Genomic DNA, 21,819 nt, shown 5'->3' with positions numbered 1-21,819 from the left:
AAGCCCCGTCCCCCCCGCCCAGTAGCCATGCTCGCCTCCACGCCGCTCCATATCCTGATTGTGGATGATTCGCTGACCGACTGTGTGATCTTCCGCCGGTATCTGACGCGTGGCGTGCAAAACCCGTATGTCGTCAGCGAAGTTTCGACGGCTGCCCAGGCCCTGCTGCATCTACAGTCGAACCGGCCCGACTGTGTGCTTCTGGACTTCAATTTGCCCGATAGCGATGGCGTGAGCTTGGTGAAAAAGATTGTCGGCACCCATGGTGAAAACGCCTTTGGCATCGTCATGCTCACCTCCAATCATGAGGTGGAACTGGCCGTCGAGGCCCTGCGCAGCGGTGCCCATGATTTCCTGCCCAAAGGCGGCACCAATGCGATCGTACTGCGGCGGGCCGTGGAAAATGCGACGGAAAAAGCCGCCATCCAGCGCGAATTGGAAACCCAGCGGCATGAGCTGGCCCAAAAAAACGCGGAACTGCAGATCCACGTGCAGCGGCTGGAAAAGGAGATGAGCGACCGCCTGCATGCTGAGACCCGGCTACGGCAGAGCGAGAACCAGCTCCGTGTCGTCACCGACCATGCCGCCGTCCTGCTGGTGTTGTGTGACCGCGACTACCGCTACAAGTTCGTCAATCGACACTATGCCAGCCGCTTTGGCCGTGAACCAGAGGAGGTGGTGGGCCACCACATCCAGGACATCATGGGAAAGCAGGCCTTTGAGATCATCCTCCCTTATCTGGACCGCGTGCTGTTAGGAGAACGGGTGGAGTTTGAAATCGAAATCCCCTTTCAAACCCTGGGCCTGCGCTGGATGAGCGTCGTTTATGTGCCTGAGCGCGGGCATGATGGTACGGTGCATGGGTTGATCGGGGTGATGTCTGATACGACGGCCCGCAAGACGGCCGAAATGGAACTGGAACACGCCCGTGATGAAGCCCTGGCGGCCTCGCGGGCGAAAGATGATTTCCTGGCGGCGCTGTCGCATGAACTGCGCACCCCCCTGAATCCCATCCTGCTGCTCTCCAGCGACGCGGCGGATGATGAGTCCCTGCCAGAGCATGTGCGGTCCGTCTTTGAGACCATCCGTAAAAATGTGGATCTGGAGGCTCGTCTGATTGACGACCTGCTGAACATCACCCGGATCAGCCGCGGCAAGATGGCGCTCGACCGGCTGCCGGTGGACATTCATGCCGTGCTGACGGATGCGATGACCAATGTGGCCGTCGAGATCCATGCCAAGCATCTCTCCCTGCGCCAGCAACTGAAGGCTACGGGCCACACTGTTCTGGGAGATGCCGTGCGCTTGCAGCAGGTGTTTTGGAACGTGTTGAAAAACGCGGTCAAATTCACCCCCGAAGGTGGCTGCATTACCGTGACCACACGCACGATCCTGGAGGATGACGTCATCGAAATAGGCATTGTGGATACGGGCATCGGCATGACGCCCGCTGAACTGGAGCGGGTGTTTGATGCCTTTGCCCAGGGAGACCACGCCGGGGACGGCGGCTCTCATCGTTTTGGCGGCTTGGGGCTTGGACTCGCCATCAGTCAGATGCTGGTGCAGAGCCACTTTGGCCAGATCCAGGCCTGCAGCGAAGGCCCTGGGGAGGGGGCCGTTTTTGTCATCCGTCTACCGCTCGTGCCGGACATTTGCCTCACTTTGAACACCCCAGATCCGGGGGAAACGGCAGAAGTCAGAACTGGAGCTTCCGTTCGGATTCTCCTGGTCGAGGATCACGAACCCACCCGCACGGCCCTGGCGCATCTGCTGAAAAGACGGCATTATACAGTCATCACAGCCGCTAGCCTGGAGGAGGCGCGCCAGATCTCCAAGGGCGAAAGTTTTGATCTGCTGATCTCCGACATCGGCCTGCCCGATGGCAACGGCTATGACCTCATGCAGGAGCTGGCAGGCCGCCACAGCATGAAAGGCATCGCCCTGACTGGCTATGGCATGGACCGTGATATCGACCGCAGCACCGAAGCGGGTTTTGTGGCCCACTTGACCAAGCCTATCCAGGTGCAAACTTTGGAGGCGGCCATTCAGGTGGCTTTGTCGCCTTCTGCACGATGATGAAGCGCAAAAAGGAGCCCGCAGCCGAATAGAACCGAACCAAAGTTTACCGATCCCGATGCCGACTGCCTACTTCCTGTTCTCCGAGCGAAATGCCGTGGCCCGCCAGGCTGCACGGGAAGGGATCGAGCGGGCTTATCCGCACATGCTGGTGGAGGAGGTCGCAAGTGTGGACGAGGTCCTTCTGCACAGGCCAACCTCAGCAGGTAGCCTGCGCGTCCTCATTGAGCCGACGATGGAGGAACTGGAGTTGGCGCTGACAGCAGGCCAGGAAAACGGGCTGGCCCACGGGCCGGTCGTGGCCCTTTCCACCACCCTTCACAGCAGTGCCCTGACTGTCATTCCTCAGGAAGACTGGCATGGTCCCTTGATGGCCCAAGTTTTCCACGCGGCCCTACAAAGGCATGAGCTGCTGCAGGAAAATGCCCGCCTGCGAGGTGATTTGATGACCTTTGCACGGCGCATCAGCCATGACCTGCGCACTCCCCTGAGCGGCATTTTTACCACGGCAGAGCTGCTGAAGGAAATCCTCGCAGATCATTCGGAAGAAGATGCCGCCCTAACCACGCCTCTTTACGATTCCACCCAGTTGGTCCTGAAACTGATCGAGCGTACCAGTCAGGTGGCCCGTGCCACGGTGGAGCCCCAGCCCATGGAGATGGCGGATGTGGGCCAAGTAGCCTGGGCTGGACGCCAGACGGTGGAGCGCGCTGCCATGAAGATGGGGGTGCGCATGCAGGAGCCCAAGATTTGGCCACTGGTGGCCTGTGTGCCGGCTTGGCTTCAGGTCGTCTGGGCCAATCTGCTGCAACAGTCCGTGCAGCGAAGCCCCCAGGGCGGAACCGTCGAAATGCAGTGGAAGGAGCTGCCCGACAGCTACGAATTCAGTGTGCAGGACCAGGGGCCTGAACTGAAGGAAGAACAGCGCCAGGCCCTGTGGTGGCCTTTTGAGAAGCTGCACCAGGGCCACAGCGCCAAGAGCCTGGACCTGCCCATCGCACGCCGGTTGGTGGAGTTGCAGGGGGGGCGTTGCGGTTGCGAGGTCGTGCAAGGTGGCGGGCTGCGATTCTTTTTCACCCTGCCCAAGGGCTCTCCCGTGCCAGGCCCCGTTGCATGAAGACGGACCCTCCCCATGCTCCAGCTTCGCCTGTTTCCGGCTCCTGGTTGAAGGGAGGCGGCGAAATGGGGCGGCGCATGCGTGAGTTTGACTGGTCGCAGCACCCTCTGGGGCCTCTGGACTCCTGGCCGCAGAGCCTGAAGACGACCATCAGCCTGATGCTGAATTCCCGTTTTGCCATGTGGATGGGCTGGGGGCCGGACTTTTGGTTTTTCTGCAATGATGCCTACCTCCCCACTCTGGGGTTGAAAAAAGACTGGCTCGGGGAGCCTGCGACCATCGTCTGGAAGGAAATCTGGCAGGATGTGGGACCGCGTGCGGAATCCGTGGTCCGCAGCGGAGTGGCCACCTGGGATGAAGGGCTGCAACTGTTCCTAGAGCGCAGCGGTTTTTCGGAAGAAACGTACCACACCTTTTCCTACAGCCCCATCCCTGGGGATGATGAAAATGTTGGGGGGATGCTGTGCGTGGTCACGGAGGAGACGGAGAGGATCATCAGCGAGCGGCGGCTGAGCCTGCTGCGCGATCTGGCCACCGGTCTTACGGGAGTCACCACGGAAGGAGATCTCTGTGCTGCCTTTCAGCATTGCATCCAGCAGGAGCCGAAGGATCTCCCCTTTGCCCTCATCTACCTCGCCCAGCCCTGTGGCGAGGAGACCCAGCTATCCTGCTGCCATGGGGTGTCGCCCGGGCATCGGGCCGCCCCGGCCAGCCTTCGTTTTGGGGGTGAGGACAATGTCTGGCCGCTGGCCTGCCGCACGACCAGCCCCGGCATCCAGTGCCTGGAGGATCTGCATACACGTTTTGAGGACCTGCCGGGCAGTGCTTGGGACAAGCCGTCATCCCGGGCCGCTATCATCCCCATTCTGGAACAAGGGACGGACCAGCCTGCCGGCCATCTTGTGGTGGGGTTGAATCCTTATCGTCCCTTTGATGCTCCCTACCAGGGTTTTTTGGAATTGCTGGCAGGCCAGATTTCAGCCGCACTTTCCAATGTCCGCGCTTATGAACGCCAGATCCGCAGGGCGGAGGAACTGGCGGCCATAGACCGCGCCAAAACGGTCTTTTTCAGCAACGTCAGCCATGAGTTTCGCACCCCGCTCACCCTCATGCTGGGGCCCCTGGAGGATCTTTTGGGCCAGGCAGGGGAGGCGGCAGCCGGCAATGGCCGGGAACTCCTTTCGGTGGCGCATCGCAACGGTCTGCGGCTACTGAAGCTGGTCAACACGCTGCTGGATTTCTCCCGCCTGGAGGCTGGCCGACTGGAGGCGGCGTTTGAACCGCTGGATCTCGCGGCTGTGACGGCCGACTTGGCGGAAAGCTTTGCCCCGGCGATGAAAAGAGCCGGGCTCGATTTTCGCGTGGAGTGCCCGCCACTTCGCGAACCAGTGTTTGTGGACCGGGATTTGTGGGAAAAGATCGTCCTGAACCTGATTTCAAATGCCTTCAAGTTCACGCTGGAAGGCAGCATCCGCATCAGCCTGCGAGATGGGCCGGAAATGGTCGAACTGGCCGTGGCAGATACGGGGGCGGGCATCCCCCAGTCCGCCCAGTCCAGCCTGTTCGAGCGCTTTTTCCGCGTCCAGGGAACGGAGGGCCGCAGTCATGAGGGGACCGGCATCGGCCTGGCCCTGGTGGCGGAACTGGTGAAGTTGCACGGCGGCACCGTGACCGTGGAAAGCCAGCCGGGCCTGGGTAGCACCTTCACCGTGCGCCTCCCCCGTGGCCGGGATCATCTGCCACCTGAGCAAGTCCGGCCTGGTGTCAAACCTCATGCCCATCGCTCAGACGGGGCTTTCCTGGCCGAGACGGAACGCTGGCTGCCGACCGACCTGCCTGCGGCACCCGCCTCAGGGTCTGTTTTGGGCAGTTCACGGAAGCGTATCCTGCTGGCAGATGACAATGCCGACATGCGGGAATACGTGAGTCATCTGCTTGCCACTCGGTTTGAGGTGCAGACCGTGGCCGATGGGCAGGCGGCGCTGGCCACCGTGCAAACTTGGCGGCCCGATCTGGTGCTATCGGATGTCATGATGCCGGGGCTGGATGGGTTTGGACTTCTGCAAGCCCTGCGCCAGGACCCGGCTACTCGGATGATACCCGTGATCCTCCTTTCGGCGCGGGCCGGCGAGGAGGCGCGTGTGGAAGGGCTGGATGCCGGGGCCGATGATTACCTGATCAAGCCTTTCGACAGCCGTGAACTGCTGGCTCGCGTCAGCACGCACCTGTCCCTGGCGCAGTCCCGCCAGGAGTCGGCCCGCCAGGCCAGCCAAGCGGAAGAGCGCCTGCAGCACATGCTCACGCTGCTGCCCGCCGGTGTTTACACCTGCGATCAGAAAGGGCAGATCACCTTTTTCAATCCCCGTGCGGCGGAACTTTGGAAACGCACGCCCAATCTCAACGATCCTGAGACGCGTTTCTGCGGCTTTCATCGCATCCTGCTGGAGGATGGATCCGCCATCGCACCGGAGCAAAGCCCAATGGCGGAGGCAGTGCTCCATGGGAAAAGCTTCCGCAATATGGAGGCGGAGGTGGAGCGCCCAGATGGCACCCGCTTCACGGCCAGCGTCAGCATTGACCCGCTGTGGGATGACCAGGGCCGCATCATCGGTGCCATCAATATCTTTCAGGATGTCACGGAATCTCGCGCGACGGCCAGCGCCCTGAAACTGGAACTGGAGGACCGCCAGCGTGATGTCCGCCACGCCACCTTTCTCAGCGCCCTCAGCCAGCAGCTCAGTCTGCTGAATGATCCCCGGGACCTCCTGCGGGTGGCGTCTGAAAAAGTCGGCCAGCATCTCGAGTGTGACCGTTGCTGGTTTGTGGAGGTGGCAGACAGTTTCGAGTGGCTCACCGTCATGGAGGATTGGACTCATGAGGGGGCACCCCGGCTGGCAGGACGCTTTCATCCAGAGGATTTTGCCTCTCTAGACTTGTGGCAAAAGATCACCTGCCAGGTGGTCGCTGTGGGGGATGTAGCGGAGCATGAGCTGACCTGCGAGTTTGCCTCGCGCTTTGAGCCCCTCGGCCTGCGATCCTTTGCCGTGGCCCCTTTTTCCAATTCGGGCCCCGTGCGCACACTCCTGGCGGTCGGTTCAGCCCGGCCACGGAACTGGCGCGAGGATGAGTTGCGGCTCTTGGACAACGTCGTCAGCCGGGTGAGGCCGCTGGTGGAGCAGGCGCGAGCCGCGCTGGACGTGCAAATCCGTGGCGAGCGAATGCAGCTCCTTTCGGAAACACTGGCCCAGCTTCTCGGCGCCCGGAATCCGGAAACGGTGGTGCGGGAACTCTTTGCCAAGGTGACCACGCACCTGCGCGCGGATACTTATTTTAACTTCATGGTCACGCCTGCGGGTGATGCGCTGGAGCTGCATTCCTGTGCGGGCATTGATGAAGAGACGGCCCGGGCCATGCATCGACTGAACTTTGGCCAGGCGGTCTGCGGCACGGTAGCCCAGACTTGCCAGAGCATCGTCGCGAATGACATCCAGAACAGCGATTACGACAAGGCGAACCTAGTGCGCGGCCTCGGCATCCAGACTTATGCCTGCAATCCGCTGATCGCGGGGGGCGAACTTTTGGGCACCCTCTCCTTTGCTAGCCGGGTGCGCACGCATTTCGATGAGGATGAGCTGAAGTTCATCCGCATCGTCACACATTCCGCCGCCCTCGTGCTGGAGCAGCTCAAGTCTTCGGAGGCACGTCAGCGGCTGGCCTCTATCGTCACCTCTTCGGACGATGCCATCATCAGCAAAAATCTGGATGGCATCATCACGAGTTGGAACTTGGGAGCGCAGCGCATGTTTGGTTATTCGGCAGATGAGATGATCGGCCAACCGATCACCCTGCTCGTTCCCGCAGAGCGGCAGGATGAGGAGCCGACCATTCTGCAGCGCATCCGCCGTGGCGAATACATTCATCATTATGAGACGGTCCGGCAGCGCAAAGATGGCGGCTTGGTGGATATCTCGTTGACCATCTCTCCCATCAAGGATGCCGAAGGGCGCATCATTGGGGCTTCCAAGATTGGCCGCGATATCACGGAGCGGAGAAAGAACGAGCTGGAGCTCGTGCGGCGGGAGCAGCTCTACCGCAGCATCGGCGAGTCCATCAATTATGGCATCTGGGTGTGCGATGCCGAAGGCCGGAGCGTTTACACCAGCGAATCCTTCCTCAAACTGGTTGGCATCACCCAAGAACAGTGCGCCAATGATGGCTGGAGTGCGGTGCTGCATCCTGATGATGCGGAGTCCACCCTGGCAGAGTGGCAGGAGATTTGCCGTCAGGGAGGCATCTGGGAAAAAGAGTTGCGGTACAAAGGCGTGGACGGTCAGTGGCATCCGGTGCTTTCGCGTGGCATTCCCATTCGCAATCCGAAGGGGGAGATCGTGCAGTGGGCGGGGATCAACCTCGACATTTCGACCTTCAAGAAGACGGAAGAGGCGCTGCGCCAGCAATCCCAGATCCTGGCCGTGCTGAACCACGTCAGCAGCTCGCTGGTGGCCGAAAGGAACCTGGAGAAAATCGTGCAGACCGTCACAGATGCCAGCCGTGAAATCAGCGGGGCGCAGTTTGGGGCGTTCTTTTACAACGTGACTAACGAGAAGGGTGAGGCTTACACCCTTTATACCCTTTCAGGTATTCCCAGAGAGGCCTTCTCCAAGTTCCCGATGGCAAGTAACGCGGAGTTCTTTGCCCAAACCTTCCGTGGTGAAGGTGTGGTGAGGGTGGACGACGTATTGGCAGATCCAAGGTATGGCAAAAACGCGCTCTATCATGGCATGCCGGCGGGTCAGTTGCCGGTGAGGAGCTACCTCGCGGTGCCTGTCGTCTCAAGCTCCGGGCAGGTCATCGGCGGCATGTTCTTCGGCCATGATGAACCTGGTATGTTTACTGAGGCGACTGAAGGCCTCCTCATGGGCATGGCCGCGCAGGCTGCCATCGCGATTGACAATGCCGAGCTGTACACCTCCCTCCACCGTGAGCTGGAGCAGGTGAAACGGGTGGAAACCGCGCTGCGGGCCAGCGAGCGGCGCTGGCGAGACATGGCCGAGGCGATGCCCCACTTGGTCTGGACTAGCGTAGCGGACGGGAGCTGGGATTTTGTGAGTCCGCAATGGTGTACCTACACTGGCAGGCGGGAGGAAGAGCAGCGCGGCCATGGCTGGACAGAGGCCGTCCACCCCGAGGACCGGCAGGTGCTGGAAAAAGCCTGGAACGAGGCCGCCCACACCCGCAGCATCGTCGATGTGGAGGTGCGCATCCGCCGTGCAGACGGGCAGTACCGCTGGTTCAAGACCCGGGCGATGCCAGTGATGGATGAGGCCGGAAAAATCATCAAATGGTACGGGTCCAACACGGACATCGAAGACATCAAGCTGACGGACACCATCCTACGCGAACGTGAAGCCCGGCTGTCCGCCATTTTTGCCCAGGCGGGCTCCGGCATTGTGCAGACCAATCTCGAAGGCGGCATCACGATGGTCAATGATGCTTACTGCGAGATCGTCGCCCGCACCCGTGATGAGCTGCTGGGCATGAATGTCCATGCCATTACCCATCCCGAAGACCGGACCCAGAACATGGCAGTTTTTGAGGCCATGATCAAAGGCGGGGCCTCCTTCATCATCGAGAAGCGGGATATCCTGCCGGATGGCACCTATGTTTGGGTGCGCAACAGCGTCGTCGGTATTCGCAACGGGTTGGGGGATGTCATCGCGGGACTCATCATCACTCAGGACATTACGGACAGCCGCGAGGCCGAAAATGCCCTGCGCGCCAGTGAGGAGCAACTGCGGCTGGTGACAGATCACGCGCCCGTTTTGCTGGCCCAGTTTGACCAGCAGCATCGCTACAAGTTTGTCAACCGGCCCTATGCGGAACGGTATGGCTTTGAGCCGCAGGAAGTGATCGGCAAACATGCCCGTGACGTCGTCAGCGACAACGCCTACCGCAGTGCTTTGCCGATGATCGAGCGTGCCTTCCGGGGCGAGCGTGTGGAATTCGAAATGGCGATCCCTTACGAGGCGCTGGGCCCGCGCTGGGGCCACGTGATCTTCGTGCCGGAGAGAAGCGCAGACGGGGACGTGGTGGGCATCGTCTCCGTGCTGACGGACATCACCATGCGCAAGCAGGCGGAGCATGATTTGGAACAGGCCCGCGACCGTGCCTTGGAGGCGGTGCGTGCCAAGGATGATTTCCTGGCGCGTCTCTCCCATGAGCTGCGCACCCCGCTCAGTCCGGTGCTGCTTTTGGCCAGTGAGGGCAGCAAGAGCCGGGACATCCCGGAAAGCGCCCGCGCGGATTTTGAAACCATCCGCAAAAATGTGGATCTGGAAGCCCGGCTCATTGATGACCTGCTGGACATTACCCGCATCACACGGGGTAAGCTGGCGCTGGACCTGCATCCGATGGATTTAAACGACATCATCCGCGATGCCCTGGCCACCATTCGCGGCGAGGCGGATGGCAAGCAGGTGCGGATGGATCTGGATCTGGTGCCCACGCCACTGCCTGTGCTAGCGGATGCCGTGCGCCTGCAGCAAGTGCTGTGGAATTTGTTGAACAATGCAGTCAAGTTCACGGCTGCTCAGGGAAGCATCCGCATCGTCACGCGGTTGGAGGATGAAGGGCGCTCCGTCTGTGTGGAGGTGAGCGATACGGGCATCGGGATGACGGAGGATGAGATCCACCGGATATTTGATGCCTTCTCTCAGGGAGATCATGCGGCCAAAGGTGGCTCCCAGCACTTTGGCGGTCTCGGGCTGGGGCTGGCCATCACCCGCATGTTGGTGGATCTGCATCAGGGCCAGATTTCCGCCACCAGCGCTGGGCGTGGCCAGGGGGCTACCTTTGTCGTGAAGCTACCCCGTGTCACCGATGGAGGCCCCCTCACGCTGCCGTCACTGCCCGCTCAGGATGTGTCTGCTGCGCCCGCCGCCTCTCTGTCTCCTCTGCGCATCCTGTTGGTGGAGGACCATGAGCCTACGCGCATCGCCCTTTCCTCCCTCCTGCGCCGTCGCCGTCATGAGGTGAGCACGGCGGGCTCCCTGGCTGAGGCCCGGGTGCTGGCGGCAGACCAGTCCTTTGACCTTTTGATTTCCGATCTCGGCCTGCCGGATGGTACGGGATACGAACTGATGGAAGAGCTCGCGACCCAACTGCCTCTGAAGGGCATTGCCGTCAGCGGCTTTGGCATGGAGCAGGATTTGGTGCGTAGCCGGAATGCCGGTTTTGTGACTCACCTCATCAAACCAGTGCGGATCGAGGCCCTGGAGGCAGCTCTGGCAGTTTTGCCTGGGCGTTAGCCATGGCTGTGCATTTGGCAAAGGTGGCATCGTGCAGATGAATCACCGTTTGGCGGATACGACTCCCTGGCCCTAGGCACGGGGTTGCCTGCGCATGCGTGGCACAGTTTGCGCAAAGGAAGATGAGGGGCGGGAAGCCGCCTCTGAACAACCCTTCCATATTATGACAAAGCTCAAAATCAAAGGCACCTGGAACGAAACCAAAGGTAAGCTGAAGCAGAAATATGCCGAGCTGACCGACAACGACCTTCTCTTTGAAGAAGGCAAGGAGGATGAACTTCTCGGCCGCCTGCAGCAGCGCACGGGTGAGACGAAAGAAGCGATCCGCCGCTACATCGAAGAGGTGTAACGGCTCACGGATTTTCATCCCCCGAGTCATCGCCTGTATGGCATGACCTTTTCCCACCCCTGGTGCTTTCAGTGCCAGGGGTGGTTTTTTATGAAATGCCGCTCGGAACCAAGACTTCGGGCGGGCTGGCATCGTCCAGGCTTTGGCGGATGGTGACGGCCACTTCCATACCCAGGTAGCAGCCGGGCGCCCCTTCATAGATGCCACTGATGGGCATGACCCCGCGCGGGTGGGCACTGACGCCGAGGGTCACATGCCGGGGTGACAGGGCATCCCCCACAGTGGGATCAAAACCGCACCAGCCGTTATCTGGAAAATAGACTTCCACCCATGCATGGGTGGATCCGCGACCTGCGGTAGCCGCGGCTGCATCCAGATAGCCACTGGCAAAGCGGGCGGCCAGCCCCAGGGAACGGCAGGCTTCCATCAACAGAGTGGCCATGTCCCGGCAAGATCCGGTGGCGTAGGTCAGTGTGTTGGCCGGGGTCTGCACACCACGTTCTTCACGCCGCCGATAGCGGATCTGGGCATGGATGCAGCGGTTGAGATGGGCCACAGCCTCAGCGGCTGAGCCTGCGGGCAGGCTTTCCATTTGAGTGGCCACCCACTGGCTGATGACCGGCTGATCCTCCGGATACACCGATTGCAAGTACCCGCTGACAACTGGTTGTTCGATTTGCGGGTAGGCCACAGGCAGGGTGACTAGGGAGGGACGGGTGATCTGGCGTGGTGCCGCGTCTTCCGGGCCGCCTACGCGCTCGATGATCACCTTGTTGATGATTTCTAACCGGTCGGCCATGTCTGGCATTTCGGCCAGGGCGATGCTGTTGCCAAAAAGGTCGGTCAGCCAGAAAAAGTGCGCCGGAGGATAGACCTCCAGGTCATGCTTCACCACCTGCACATCATGCCCTTCACGCGGCCGCAGCACCATCCGGTGCAGGCCAAAGCGCACCGGCTCCGAGTAACGGTAAATGGTGCGGTGCTCGATGTGGTAACGTCTCATGGGAGAGGGGGTGGTGCGGGAGCAGGCCCACCTTGTGGGTTAACCAAGTTACGCGTGGGAGATGAAGACCTGCTGAAGTTGTTCCGCCGTCAGTTTTTGGTAGTTTTCATCCATCGCCTCGCAGGTGATGTTCTGGCGCTCCAATTGCAAATTGCCAAAGGAAGTGCAGACGGATACTTCGGCGGCATCTCTGCCCGTGCCGATGTGTACCACGCCGTCGGGAGAGGCTAGACCGGTGGCATCCCACAGCAGCCAGCGACCACCTACCCAAGTCTCAAAACAGGCATGGAAGTCGGGCGGGTTCAGTTCGTGGGCATAGGCGGTAAAATACCGGGCAGGGATATTCATGGCCCGGCACATGGCGATGCCCAGATGGGCGAAGTCACGGCACACGCCCTGGCGCTCCACCAGGGAATCCACGGCGGAGGTGCTGGCATTGGTGGAACCGCTGACATACGCGATGTGCTCCGAGATCCAGGCGATGACAGCAAGCACTCGTTCAATCGGGGTTTCGCAATGGCCGAATTGCTGGGCCGCCAGGTTGCCCAGCCGGTCGGACTGGCAGTAGCGGCTGGCGTACAGGCAGGCCAGGACCTCGAGTGAAAACTCGTGTACTTCCGTATCAACGAGGTCTTTTCGGGACAGGATTTCAGGGCTGTTCTCCACCAGGGCTTCATAGCGCACCTGATAAATGCCGGGAACCTGGGCGGTGATTTGGTCAAAGCGGTTGCCCGTCACCTCATCTGCATGCTTCACATGCGGCATCGTCGGGGTGAGGTGGAACTTTTCTTCGAGGACCTTTTGACGCGCGTTCTTTTGGGCGCGGATGTTCAGCAGGAAGGTCAGAGGAGAGGTGACCGTGTAGTCCAATTCGCAGGTGATCTTGAAAGTCATGGGAGGAGAGGGTGCAAAAGGGTGCTGCAAGACCTGTGCCGTCTGGCTTCTCATAAACATCCCCTGAATTTGCAGGATGCATTCGTCCAGCTCTTGCAGTTTGCAAAAGAAAGAGGTGCAGGTCACATGCCGATGCCTGTATGCTACCCCTGCCAAAGGTTTATCCGGCAGGCATGGTTCTTGCAAAAGTGGTCAATTGGATGCGCTTTTGATCTCCCAAGAAAAATTGCCATCGTCTGGTCCCCGTCCCTTCGATTCACCTCTCCCGCGTTGTGTCTTCAAACACCCTCCTGCAAGCCCCCGAACTTTCGCAGCATCTGTCGCTGGAACTCCGGCAGAAGCTCGCGGTTCTGCAAACGCCCACCCATGAGCTGGACCTTCTGGTCCGCCAGGAGATGCAGCAGAACCCTGTCCTGGAACTGGAAGGCGGCATTGATGCCAGCCTGGAGTCCACTGCCGAGGACCCCGTGGAGGATGCCTGGGATGAGGAACTGAGCAAGCTGGCCCGCCGGGATGAAGAGTGGAATCCTGCACCGACACGCGGTGTGGTAACTCCTGAGGACGAAGAGCGCCGCCAGTTCGTCATGGAGTCCCTCACCAAACCGGTGACCCTGGCCGAACATGTCGAAGGCCAGCTTCTGGGCATGCGTTTTGATGAAGAGGAAAAGGGCGACATCCTGCGCCTGCTGGGCCACTTGAATGACAATGGCTGGCTGAAGAAGCCTCTGGCCGAGATCGCGGATGAAGAGAACCGGCCGCTGGAGGAACTGGAATTTGCCCAGGACATGCTGCTGACGCTGGACCCTCCCGGCCTGGGCGCTTCCGATCTGCGTCAGTGCCTCATGGTGCAATTGGAGCGGGAAAAGCGGACCAAGACCCTTGAGTACCATATTCTGGACGAGTGCTTTCTGCTTCTTTCCCGCCGCAAGTTCGAAGAGATCGCCGCGCATTTCGATGTGGAGCTGGACGATGTGCAGGACGCGGCCATGCGCATCACAGCCCTGAACCCGAGACCAGCGAGAGACTTCGATGAAACCCCGGCCATCGGCTTCCATGTGCAGCCGGAAATGACCATCGAAAAGCAGGCGGGGAAATGGACGGTGACGATCCACAAGGAAGTGACGCCGTCCCTCCGCATCAGCCAGTTTTACAAAAGCATGATGGCGGAATCCGCTGGCAAAAAGGACGTCCGCGACTTCATCCGCGACCACATCAAGCGCGGCCGCTTTTTCATCGAAATGCTGCAGCAGCGGCAGCAGACCATTCAGAAAGTGGCGGAGCATATCGTGGCCCGGCAGGAGGACTTCTTTGAGATCGGGCCGTCTTACCTGAAGCCCATGACCATGGCCGACATTGCCAACGAGATCGGCGTGCATGAAAGCACCGTCAGCCGAACGGTGGCGGGCAAATTTGCCAACACGCCGCACGGTGTTTTTGAACTGCGCTCCTTTTTCACCTCCGGCATGGCCACCTTCTCCGGTGAGGCCGTGAGCGGCCGCACAGTGGAGGCAGCGTTGAAGGAGATCATCCAGGCCGAGGACCGTGGCCATCCTCTGCATGACAAGGAGATCGTCGAACGCCTGGCGGAGCGTGGCATTCGCATGTCCCGCCGCACGGTGGTGAAATATCGCGACCGTCTTGGCATCCTGCCCAGTGCACTTCGGCGCGGGCTTTAAACTCCGCGGTGCGGCCGCTGGTATAGGCCGCTGTCCCGCAGACGACGCACCCGCTCATGGGCGCGATGAACTTTTTGGGCCAGGGTCTCAATGCCTGACCGAACGGCTTCCGGAAGTAGGTCGGTAGGATCCAGCACCTCATGAAAGGCCTCTTCAGCCGCCTCTTCGCCGCGTTCGACTTCATCAAGGATGGCCTGGTCGTTCGGCTCTCCGGAGAGGACGGTGCGCAGACTCATCCAGGTACGATGGAATACCGCCGTTGCGGAACCCGAAGGGACGGCGGTGTTTTCGCCCACAAGGTTCATGAGCTGCGTCAGTTCACTGGCCATGCTGCGGCGCTCACGTGCATATTTGTGAAATTCATCGCGCAGGGCGCGGTCATGCACCTGGGCGGCCGCATGCTGGAAGCCGTGCTCGCCGTCATGAGTGACCTTGATGAGGTTCTGGAAAATGGCGGTGAGCCCTGCGGCAGGAATGGAGGCCGCCTGCTGGCTGGTGGCTTTCTGGGCAGCCGGGAAGAGCGGGGATGACCGGGCACTGGGAGCGGGCTCGGGGGGCCAGTTTGGAGAATGGGCATTCATAAGAATCGGGGGGATTGGGATGGCTTTTTACAGCCGACCAAATTCTCTCCTGCACATCTTGGTCCCTCATTTCCTGCCATGCACTGTCACATGCAAAGCGCCACGCAGAGTGCAACCTAGGCATGGTAATGTATGCTTGGACAGACTAACAAAAAGTACGGTTCAGAAAGCAGCCCGTTGCTGATGGCAGAATGGAAGGACGGGGATGTGAGATGGTGGCACCGCTTATGCAAAAGGCCTCACGGCTCGCTGATTGCAGCAGTCATCTACAGCCACCCCACCCAATCGCCATCACCATGAAAACAACATTCACCCTTCTCGCCCTGGCCCTCGGTCTTGCAGCCTGCGACCGTGAGGAACGCGCCGTCATCCGCCAGGAAAGCAAAGAAGCCGCCCAAGAAACCAAAGCGGCTGCAGCGGAACTCGGTGACAAGGTCGCCGACGCCACCCATTACCAAGCCAATAAGCTGCGGGTCAAAGGCACCTGGAACGAAGCCAAGGGCAAGCTCAAGCAGAAGTATGCCGAGCTGACCGACGACGATCTCCTCTATGTCGAAGGCAAGGAGGACGAACTCTATGGCCGGGTGCAGCAGCGCCTGGGCAAGAACCGGGCGGAGGTGGAAAAGATTTTTGAGGAACTCTGATTTTTCCTCAAGCCTAACCAAAAAACACATCATGAAACTCGAATCACTTCAAACGCTTTACATTCACGAACTGCAGGACCTGCACAGCGCTGAGATGCAGATCAAAACCGCTCTGCCCAAAGTCATCAAGGCTGCGTCATCCAAAGAACTCAAGGAGGCCCTCAAGGCCCACCTGGAAGTCACCAAAAAACACGTGGAGCGTCTCAATGACATCCTCGCCAGCCACGATGAAAAACGCGAAAGCGAAAAGTGCAAAGGCATGGAGGGCCTGCTCGAAGAATGCGAAGGCATGCTCGAGGAGGAAGGTGACGACATCCTGCGGGACCTGGGCATCATCTCAGGCTGCCAGCGGGTGGAGCACTATGAAATCGCGGGCTATGGCAATGCCCGCACCTTTGCCGAGCAACTGGGCCATGCCGATGACATTGCCCTGCTCACCGAAACCCTTGAGGAAGAAGGCGCCGCTGATGAAGAACTCACCAGCGTGGCCACCGTCCTCCTGAGCCAGTGCGACAATGAAGCCTCCGATGAGGAGGAGGAAGATGATGTCCCAGCCCGTAAAAAGGCGGCCTCTTCATCACGCTAAGTTCGGGCCCTCCGGCCTTCGCTTCTGACTCAGTCATTGGGCCAGCCTGCGTAACTCTTTCGAGGGTGGCAGGCTGGCCCTCTGCTTTGATGACTGACCTTGTCAGGTCTTGATGAAGAGGGGGATGGAAGATGGTGTGGTGGCCATTGAGCCTCATGTTTGAACGATGAGGCTCACCACCGAGGAACTCAATGGACGGCTTTGGCGTCCAGCCCCATCTTTTTCCGTTTCCGGTAGAGGGTGGCCTGATCAATGCCCAAGATGACAGCCGCTTCAGCCAGGCTGGAGGCAGTCTCGAGGGTGTGCTTGATGCAGGCTTCTTCGATCTGTTGGAGGGTCATGCCCTCCCAGGCACCGAAGTTCATGCTGCCCCCATTGGAGCCGAGGGAAGCTGGCGATGAGGAAACGGAGGACCCGCCATGCACTTCGGTGGGGAAGTCATCGGCCTCCAGTTGGTCGGTATTGGCCAGGATGACGGCCCGCTCGATGGCGTTGCGCAGTTCACGCAGGTTGCCGGGCCAGCCGTAGCTGGCGATGCGGCGTTTGGCTGCCTCTGAGATGCCGTGGAGCTTGCGCCCTACTTGGGAGGCGAAGTGTTCGGTGTAATATTCAGCGATGCGCAGGAGGTCGCTTTGGCGATGCCGGAGGGGCGGCATCTCGACGGAGATGACGTTCAGGCGGAAGAAGAGGTCTTCGCGGAAGGTGCGGTTGCGCACGCTTTCCTTCAGGTCGCGGTTGGTGGCGGCGATGATGCGGACATCAGCCTTGCGTGTCACGGTTTCACCCACACGCTCATACTCACGTTCCTGGAGCAGGCGCAGAAGCTGGGGCTGGATCTCCAGCGGCAGTTCGCCGATTTCGTCGAGGAAGAGGGTGCCGCCCTCGGCTTGCTTGATCTTGCCCCAGGTGTCGCGGATGGCACCGGTGAAGGCACCTTTGACATGGCCGAAGAGGTCGCTCTGCAGCAGTTCTTTGGACAGGGCAGGGCAACTGACGGTGACGAAGGGTTTGTCCTTGAGGTGGCTCTGCTGATGGATGGCCTTGGCGACCACGCTTTTGCCCGTGCCGCTTTCCCCGAGAATCAGGATGGCAGCGGGTGCGCGGGCGGCGCGCATGAGCACATCCATGACGGATTTCATGACGGGTGTTTCAAAGTCAAAACGCGGTTCAGGCCCACTTTGCTGGCGCACTTCCTTGACCTCTTTTTCAAGGGTTTCGATGCGCTGGCTCATCTGACGAAAGCGGGCCAGGCGGGCGAGCACGGCGCGGAACTCCTCACGGGTGAAGGGTTTTTCCAGGAAGTCTAGGGCCCCGCGGCGCACGGCCTCCACGGCCATCTTGACGGTGCCCTGGGCGGTGAACATGACGACGGGGATCTGGGGGTGGTGCTTCACCAGAAGATCCAGCAGATCCAGGCCGTTTTCAGGCCCCAGGTTGAGGTCCAGCAAAATGGCGTCGTACTTTTCCTCCTTCAGGCGGGCCAGGGCACCGGCGGTGTTCACCACGGGCTCAGCGTAGTGGCCCTCGTCATCTATGAGCATGCACGTGGCGTCACGGATGCTCTTTTCATCATCAATCACTAGGAAATCCATGTCGGTAAGGGGTCAGGGGCGGAGCTCGTGGTTCGGGCGTTTGGTTGGGCGGCTTTTGGGGAGCCGAACGGTGAAGGTGGCGCCTTCGCCGAGGGTGGAGTCGAGCAGGAGATGGCCGTGCATGGCTTCGACCAGCTTTTTGACAATGCTGAGGCCCAGGCCGGTGCTCGGCTCCCCGGCGGTGGGCCTGGCTGTGAGACGAGCATAGCGGCGGAACATGTGTTGCTTGTCCTCATCGGTAAATCCGGGTCCCTCATCGCGGATGCAGCACTCCACACAGTCGCCCTTCATGGGGGAGACGGAGACGAAAATCTTTTTACCGGAGGCCGAGAATTTGATGGCATTGGAAAGCAGGTTGTCGAGGACCTGCTTGAGGGCGGTGGGATCGGCCTCGATGGTGCTGCTGGGCGTGTTGAGCTGGCAGACGAATTCGATCTCCTTGCGCTCGGCAGCGAGCTGATACTGCCGCACGGCCTGGTTGGCGGCCTGGGCGAGGTTGACCGGCTCCGCATTGAACTGGATCATCCGTTCGGTGAGGCTGTTGGCCAGGAATTCCTTCACGAAAGCCAGCATCTGGGTGGTGTTGAGGAGGATGTTGCCCACGAGGTGCTCGCACTTGTCATCGGTGGGGTGGCGCTCCAGCCGGTCGTGCAGGAGCTGGGCGCTCATCTGCATGCCACCGAGGTGGTTCTTCAGGTCATGGGTAAGGATGCCCAGTAACTCGTCCTTGTCCTCGGCCAGGGCCTTGAGGGAATCATGGGCCTTTTTCAGGGCCAGATGGGTGCGCACGCGGGTGAGCAGTTCGGCCCGGCTGAAGGGCTTGGTCACATAGTCCACGCCGCCGCTTTCCAGGGCCTGGACGATGAGGTTTTTGTCATCAGCCGCTGAGAGGAAGATGATGGGAATGTCGGTGAGAGTGGGATTCTCCTTGATGATTTTACAGGTCTCTACGCCGTCTTGTTCGGGCATCAGCACGTCCAGAAGGATGAGGTCGGGCACGGTTTTTTTCAGCAGTTCCAGCGCTTGGTAGCCGCTTTCCGCTTCGATGACTTCATACCCCATCGCCACGGTCAGGAGATCGCTCACCAGCTTGACGTTTTGGGGCTGGTCATCCACGACCATGATGGTGGATCGGGGCGAAGTGGGATCGTTTTTGGAAGCAGAAGACATGAGGGAGTGGGAGAGGGCTGCTTTCACTGGGAACAATCAACCGTGATCGCGTATGGCGATCACCATGCACGTTGCATGCCAGTGCGGGTGAGGTGGCGGAGGCACGAGTTTGCGTAAGACTCAGGGACCAAGGTCCAGTTATTTTGGCGTTTTGCAATGGTAGCAATTCGCAAAGTGCAACGTGGAGTGTGCCAGATGAGCTCAAGCCACCCCCGTTATGCTCGTGGTTTTATTGGCGGTCTTTGAGCCCTTTTTCGCCAGCCTTGGTGGCGCAATGGACGCAGCAAAAGATCTGCTCGTCCGATTCGACCCCGTGGCCAATGATCCGGCAGTCGCAATGGCCACAGACAGGGGCGAGTGCCTGGATGGCACACTCGAAGCTGTCAAAAGTGTGCGTCTTGCCCTGGAGGGTGACTGTGAAGGCTTTGTCGTAAACATTGCCGCAGGTTTCGCAGGGGGAAGTGGTGTTCATGGTGGTGATTTGGGTTCATGAGACTTCGCTTTCGCTGTTGCCTTTGGCCCCGCGTTTTTTCCGGGGTTCAGGTGTCATCACCGCACGCGCGGACCGTTGCCCGAACGATTAAACTGGATGACACCATTTTATCGGGACGACGCCATCCGGCAGCGGCTGATCGAGTTTCTCGGCGGCGAGACACTGGACCAGGTGACGGCCACGTATTTGACGCATTCGGACGGCTGCCAGTTCCGGCGTTCGCAGTTGCGTGCCCCGGCGGAGCTGGATTGGTTTTTGGAGCGGGACCTGGACATGGCGCGTTCTCTTTCGGATTCCAAGTCACTGCTTTTCCATCTGGACATCGAATATGTGAACTTTGATTCACCAGCGGAAGCCCATGTGGACCCAGAGCGGGCCTTTGAGATTCAGGAACCGGTGGTGCGCGTGATTGAGTGCTTGCTGCTGCACTGGGGCATCCGGCCACTGCACATCATCACCGGGCAGGGGCATCATTTTGTCTGGCGGATAGAACGTCACAGCGAACTGGCGCAGCGTTTCAGCCTGCTGGATCCGGCACCGGAGTGGCGAGATGCCTGCGTGGCTTCTGTGCCGGAGCCGTTTGCGGGGCAGATTGGGGCTCTCGCGCAGAGCGCCTTTGCCGGGCAATCGCTGGTGATGGAGTACATGGCGCAGAGGATCAAGCAGGATGCGGCACCTTTGATGGACATCCCGGTGGAGATCACGGCCGTGCATGTGGGCCCTAGCCATTCAGGCCGGCGCGAGATCGTCTCGGTGGATATCTCCGAGTATGGGGACCCGCTGTATTCGCGGATGATCCGCCAGCCCTTCACCTATTACCTGAAACCCTGGATGCAGGGCCTGACGGATGATCCGCAGGTGCGGGATCAGATCCCGCTGGTGCGGGTGGTGCCGCTGCATGAGATGGATGTGAAGCTGGCCCTGCAGGTGCGCCAGGTGGAGTCTGAGGTGAGGGACCTGGCCCGGCGAGCCTGTGTGCGGATTCCGGAGCAGTCCCACGGCACTTCCCGCCTGCTGGATGAGTATCTGGCCTCGCCTCTGCGCCGTTTTCATGAGTTCTTTTACTCCGACCATCATGATGCCAAGGACCGCTGGCTTGAAACGTATGACCAGACGCCTGTCCACACGCTGCCGACGTGCATGCGTAGCCTACTGGAGGATCCCAATGACCGGCTGCTGAAGCCTGCGGGCATGCAGCTCATCACCCGCAGCCTGCTGGCGCGTGGGTGGCATCCGCGTCACATAGCGGGTCTCATCCGGTCGAAGTTTGAGAACCCTGCCTTTGGCTGGGGCGTGGACTGGCGCGATTACAGCGCCGCTATCCGGGCAGATTTTTACACGCGCGTCTTTGCTGGCCTGAGGGCCACCGGCTTGGACGAGCTCATTGATTTCAATTGCGTATCCACCCGGGAGAAAGGCTTTTGCCACTCGCCCTGCGATGCCGGGGCCTGCCTGGCACCACTGCGCCAAACCCTGCTCACCCACCCCATGTTATGAACCAATGGCCCATCGGACTTTCCACCGGCTGCTTTTATCAGCGCAGCATTTTCGAAGTGCTCGACGGCATTGCCGAGAGCGGCTTCCGGCAGATTGAAATCTGCTCCTTCCCCAAACATCTGGACTACCACCAGCATGACATGGTGAGGGAGGCTGGCGAGCGGATGCGAGCGCTGGACCTGCACCCGTTTTCCTTCCACGCCCCGTTTGCGGACCACATCGACATCACCTCCCTGCATGAGCCTACCCGGCGTGGCGCGGTGAATGAGCTGCTGGTGGCCTGCACGGCGGCAGCGGCCATGGGGGTGCGCAACATTGTGCTGCATCCTGGCCCTGAAAGGGAGGGGCGGCCGCCGCAGGAGGAATTCCTCCAGCACATGAACCATGCGGCAGACTCCCTGAATATGGTGGCCCGCAAATGCCAGGATCTGGGGGTCAACCTGCTGCTGGAAAACATGCTGCCGCATCTGCTTTTTGGCCACACGAGCGACATGCTCTACCTCCTGGGCCAGATCCGGGAGTGCAATGTGGGCACCTGTCTAGACACAGGCCATGCGAACCTGGCCGGGGAACTGGGAACCGTGGTCCACAAGCTGTCCGGCCACCTGAAAATGCTGCATGCGAACGACAACCGCGGCAACTATGACGCGCATCTCAATCCTGGTGAAGGAGTCATCGACTGGCGCTGGCTGCTGGGAGAGCTGAAGACGCATCAGTTCAAAGGCTCCCTGATCCTGGAGTTGGCGGGGAACGCCAACGAATCCGTGGCCGAGACGCTGGTCCGCGCCCGGCGTGCCTTTGATTATTTGGTGGAGGTAGGCCCAAACAACTGAC

At 60.2% G+C, this 21,819-nt stretch carries 15 protein-coding genes; 9 read left to right on the top strand and 6 right to left on the bottom strand.

Going from position 1 to position 21,819, the window contains the following annotated elements; translation table 11 throughout:
- Positions 1-27 precede the first annotated feature (27 nt).
- The 4 genes from ABEB25_RS13840 to ABEB25_RS13825 all read left to right on the top strand — a co-directional run bounded on the left by ABEB25_RS13840 (position 28) and on the right by ABEB25_RS13825 (position 10,849).
- Positions 28-2,076: a hybrid sensor histidine kinase/response regulator gene (locus tag ABEB25_RS13840; RefSeq protein WP_345737006.1), complete on the top strand. Its 2,049-nt coding sequence runs from the start codon at positions 28-30 to the stop codon at positions 2,074-2,076.
- Positions 2,077-2,134: 58 nt separating this feature from the next.
- The gene (locus tag ABEB25_RS13835) at positions 2,135-3,193 is read left to right on the top strand and encodes a sensor histidine kinase (protein WP_345737005.1); all 1,059 of its coding nucleotides are present in this window, start codon (positions 2,135-2,137) and stop codon (positions 3,191-3,193) included.
- On the top strand, positions 3,190-10,500 hold the full coding sequence (locus tag ABEB25_RS13830; RefSeq protein ID WP_345737004.1) for a PAS domain S-box protein: 7,311 nt from the start codon (positions 3,190-3,192) through the stop codon (positions 10,498-10,500). Before ABEB25_RS13835 ends, ABEB25_RS13830 begins: the two co-directional genes overlap by 4 nt.
- A 163-nt stretch (positions 10,501-10,663) precedes the next feature.
- On the top strand, positions 10,664-10,849 hold the full coding sequence (locus tag ABEB25_RS13825) for a CsbD family protein (protein WP_345737003.1): 186 nt from the start codon (positions 10,664-10,666) through the stop codon (positions 10,847-10,849).
- A gap of 88 nt (positions 10,850-10,937) precedes the next feature.
- Here the strand turns inward: ABEB25_RS13825 and ABEB25_RS13820 are convergent, their stop codons facing one another.
- Both ABEB25_RS13820 and ABEB25_RS13815 read right to left on the bottom strand, forming a co-directional pair.
- Positions 10,938-11,852, bottom strand: a complete 915-nt coding sequence (locus ABEB25_RS13820; RefSeq protein ID WP_345737002.1) for a transglutaminase family protein — start codon at positions 11,850-11,852, stop codon at positions 10,938-10,940.
- A gap of 48 nt (positions 11,853-11,900) precedes the next feature.
- On the bottom strand, positions 11,901-12,746 hold the full coding sequence (locus ABEB25_RS13815; RefSeq protein ID WP_345737001.1) for a transglutaminase-like domain-containing protein: 846 nt from the start codon (positions 12,744-12,746) through the stop codon (positions 11,901-11,903).
- A 272-nt stretch (positions 12,747-13,018) separates the two neighbouring features.
- Here ABEB25_RS13815 and rpoN point away from each other — a divergent pair, with 272 nt between their 5' ends.
- On the top strand, positions 13,019-14,422 hold the full coding sequence (gene rpoN, locus ABEB25_RS13810) for an RNA polymerase factor sigma-54 (RefSeq protein ID WP_345737000.1): 1,404 nt from the start codon (positions 13,019-13,021) through the stop codon (positions 14,420-14,422).
- Here the strand turns inward: rpoN and ABEB25_RS13805 are convergent.
- Positions 14,419-15,003, bottom strand: a complete 585-nt coding sequence (locus tag ABEB25_RS13805) for a PA2169 family four-helix-bundle protein (protein WP_345736999.1) — start codon at positions 15,001-15,003, stop codon at positions 14,419-14,421. The two genes, rpoN and ABEB25_RS13805, sit on opposite strands and share 4 nt — an antisense overlap.
- Before the next feature lie 467 nt (positions 15,004-15,470).
- Here ABEB25_RS13805 and ABEB25_RS13800 point away from each other — a divergent pair, with 467 nt between their 5' ends.
- Entirely contained in the window at positions 15,471-15,647 is a 177-nt protein-coding gene (locus ABEB25_RS13800; protein ID WP_345737166.1) for a CsbD family protein, read from the top strand.
- A 31-nt stretch (positions 15,648-15,678) separates the two neighbouring features.
- Positions 15,679-16,233, top strand: a complete 555-nt coding sequence (locus ABEB25_RS13795) for a ferritin-like domain-containing protein (protein ID WP_345736998.1) — start codon at positions 15,679-15,681, stop codon at positions 16,231-16,233.
- A gap of 188 nt (positions 16,234-16,421) precedes the next feature.
- Here the strand turns inward: ABEB25_RS13795 and ABEB25_RS13790 are convergent, their stop codons facing one another.
- From ABEB25_RS13790 to ABEB25_RS13780, 3 genes are all read right to left on the bottom strand, one after another.
- A complete protein-coding gene (locus ABEB25_RS13790) occupies positions 16,422-17,825 on the bottom strand; it encodes a sigma-54-dependent transcriptional regulator (protein ID WP_345736997.1) in 1,404 nt (467 codons plus the stop codon).
- 12 nt (positions 17,826-17,837) lie between these two features.
- On the bottom strand, positions 17,838-18,995 hold the full coding sequence (locus ABEB25_RS13785) for a hybrid sensor histidine kinase/response regulator (RefSeq protein ID WP_345736996.1): 1,158 nt from the start codon (positions 18,993-18,995) through the stop codon (positions 17,838-17,840).
- A 229-nt stretch (positions 18,996-19,224) separates the two neighbouring features.
- Complete coding sequence (locus tag ABEB25_RS13780) at positions 19,225-19,467, bottom strand: hypothetical protein (protein ID WP_345736995.1); 243 nt, start codon at positions 19,465-19,467, stop codon at positions 19,225-19,227.
- Positions 19,468-19,584: 117 nt separating this feature from the next.
- On the opposite strand from ABEB25_RS13780, the gene ABEB25_RS13775 reads away from it, so the two are divergent.
- Both ABEB25_RS13775 and ABEB25_RS13770 read left to right on the top strand, forming a co-directional pair.
- Complete coding sequence (locus ABEB25_RS13775) at positions 19,585-20,985, top strand: hypothetical protein (RefSeq protein ID WP_345736994.1); 1,401 nt, start codon at positions 19,585-19,587, stop codon at positions 20,983-20,985.
- The gene (locus ABEB25_RS13770) at positions 20,982-21,818 is read left to right on the top strand and encodes a sugar phosphate isomerase/epimerase family protein (RefSeq protein ID WP_345736993.1); all 837 of its coding nucleotides are present in this window, start codon (positions 20,982-20,984) and stop codon (positions 21,816-21,818) included. The genes ABEB25_RS13775 and ABEB25_RS13770 overlap by 4 nt, the downstream gene beginning before the upstream one ends.
- Position 21,819 lies beyond the last annotated feature (1 nt).

The organism is Prosthecobacter algae, from assembly GCF_039542385.1.
GTDB classification, from domain to species: domain Bacteria; phylum Verrucomicrobiota; class Verrucomicrobiia; order Verrucomicrobiales; family Verrucomicrobiaceae; genus Prosthecobacter; species Prosthecobacter algae.
The sequence above is the reverse complement of the archived record's forward strand: the minus strand, read 5'-3'. Positions and strand labels throughout refer to the sequence as shown.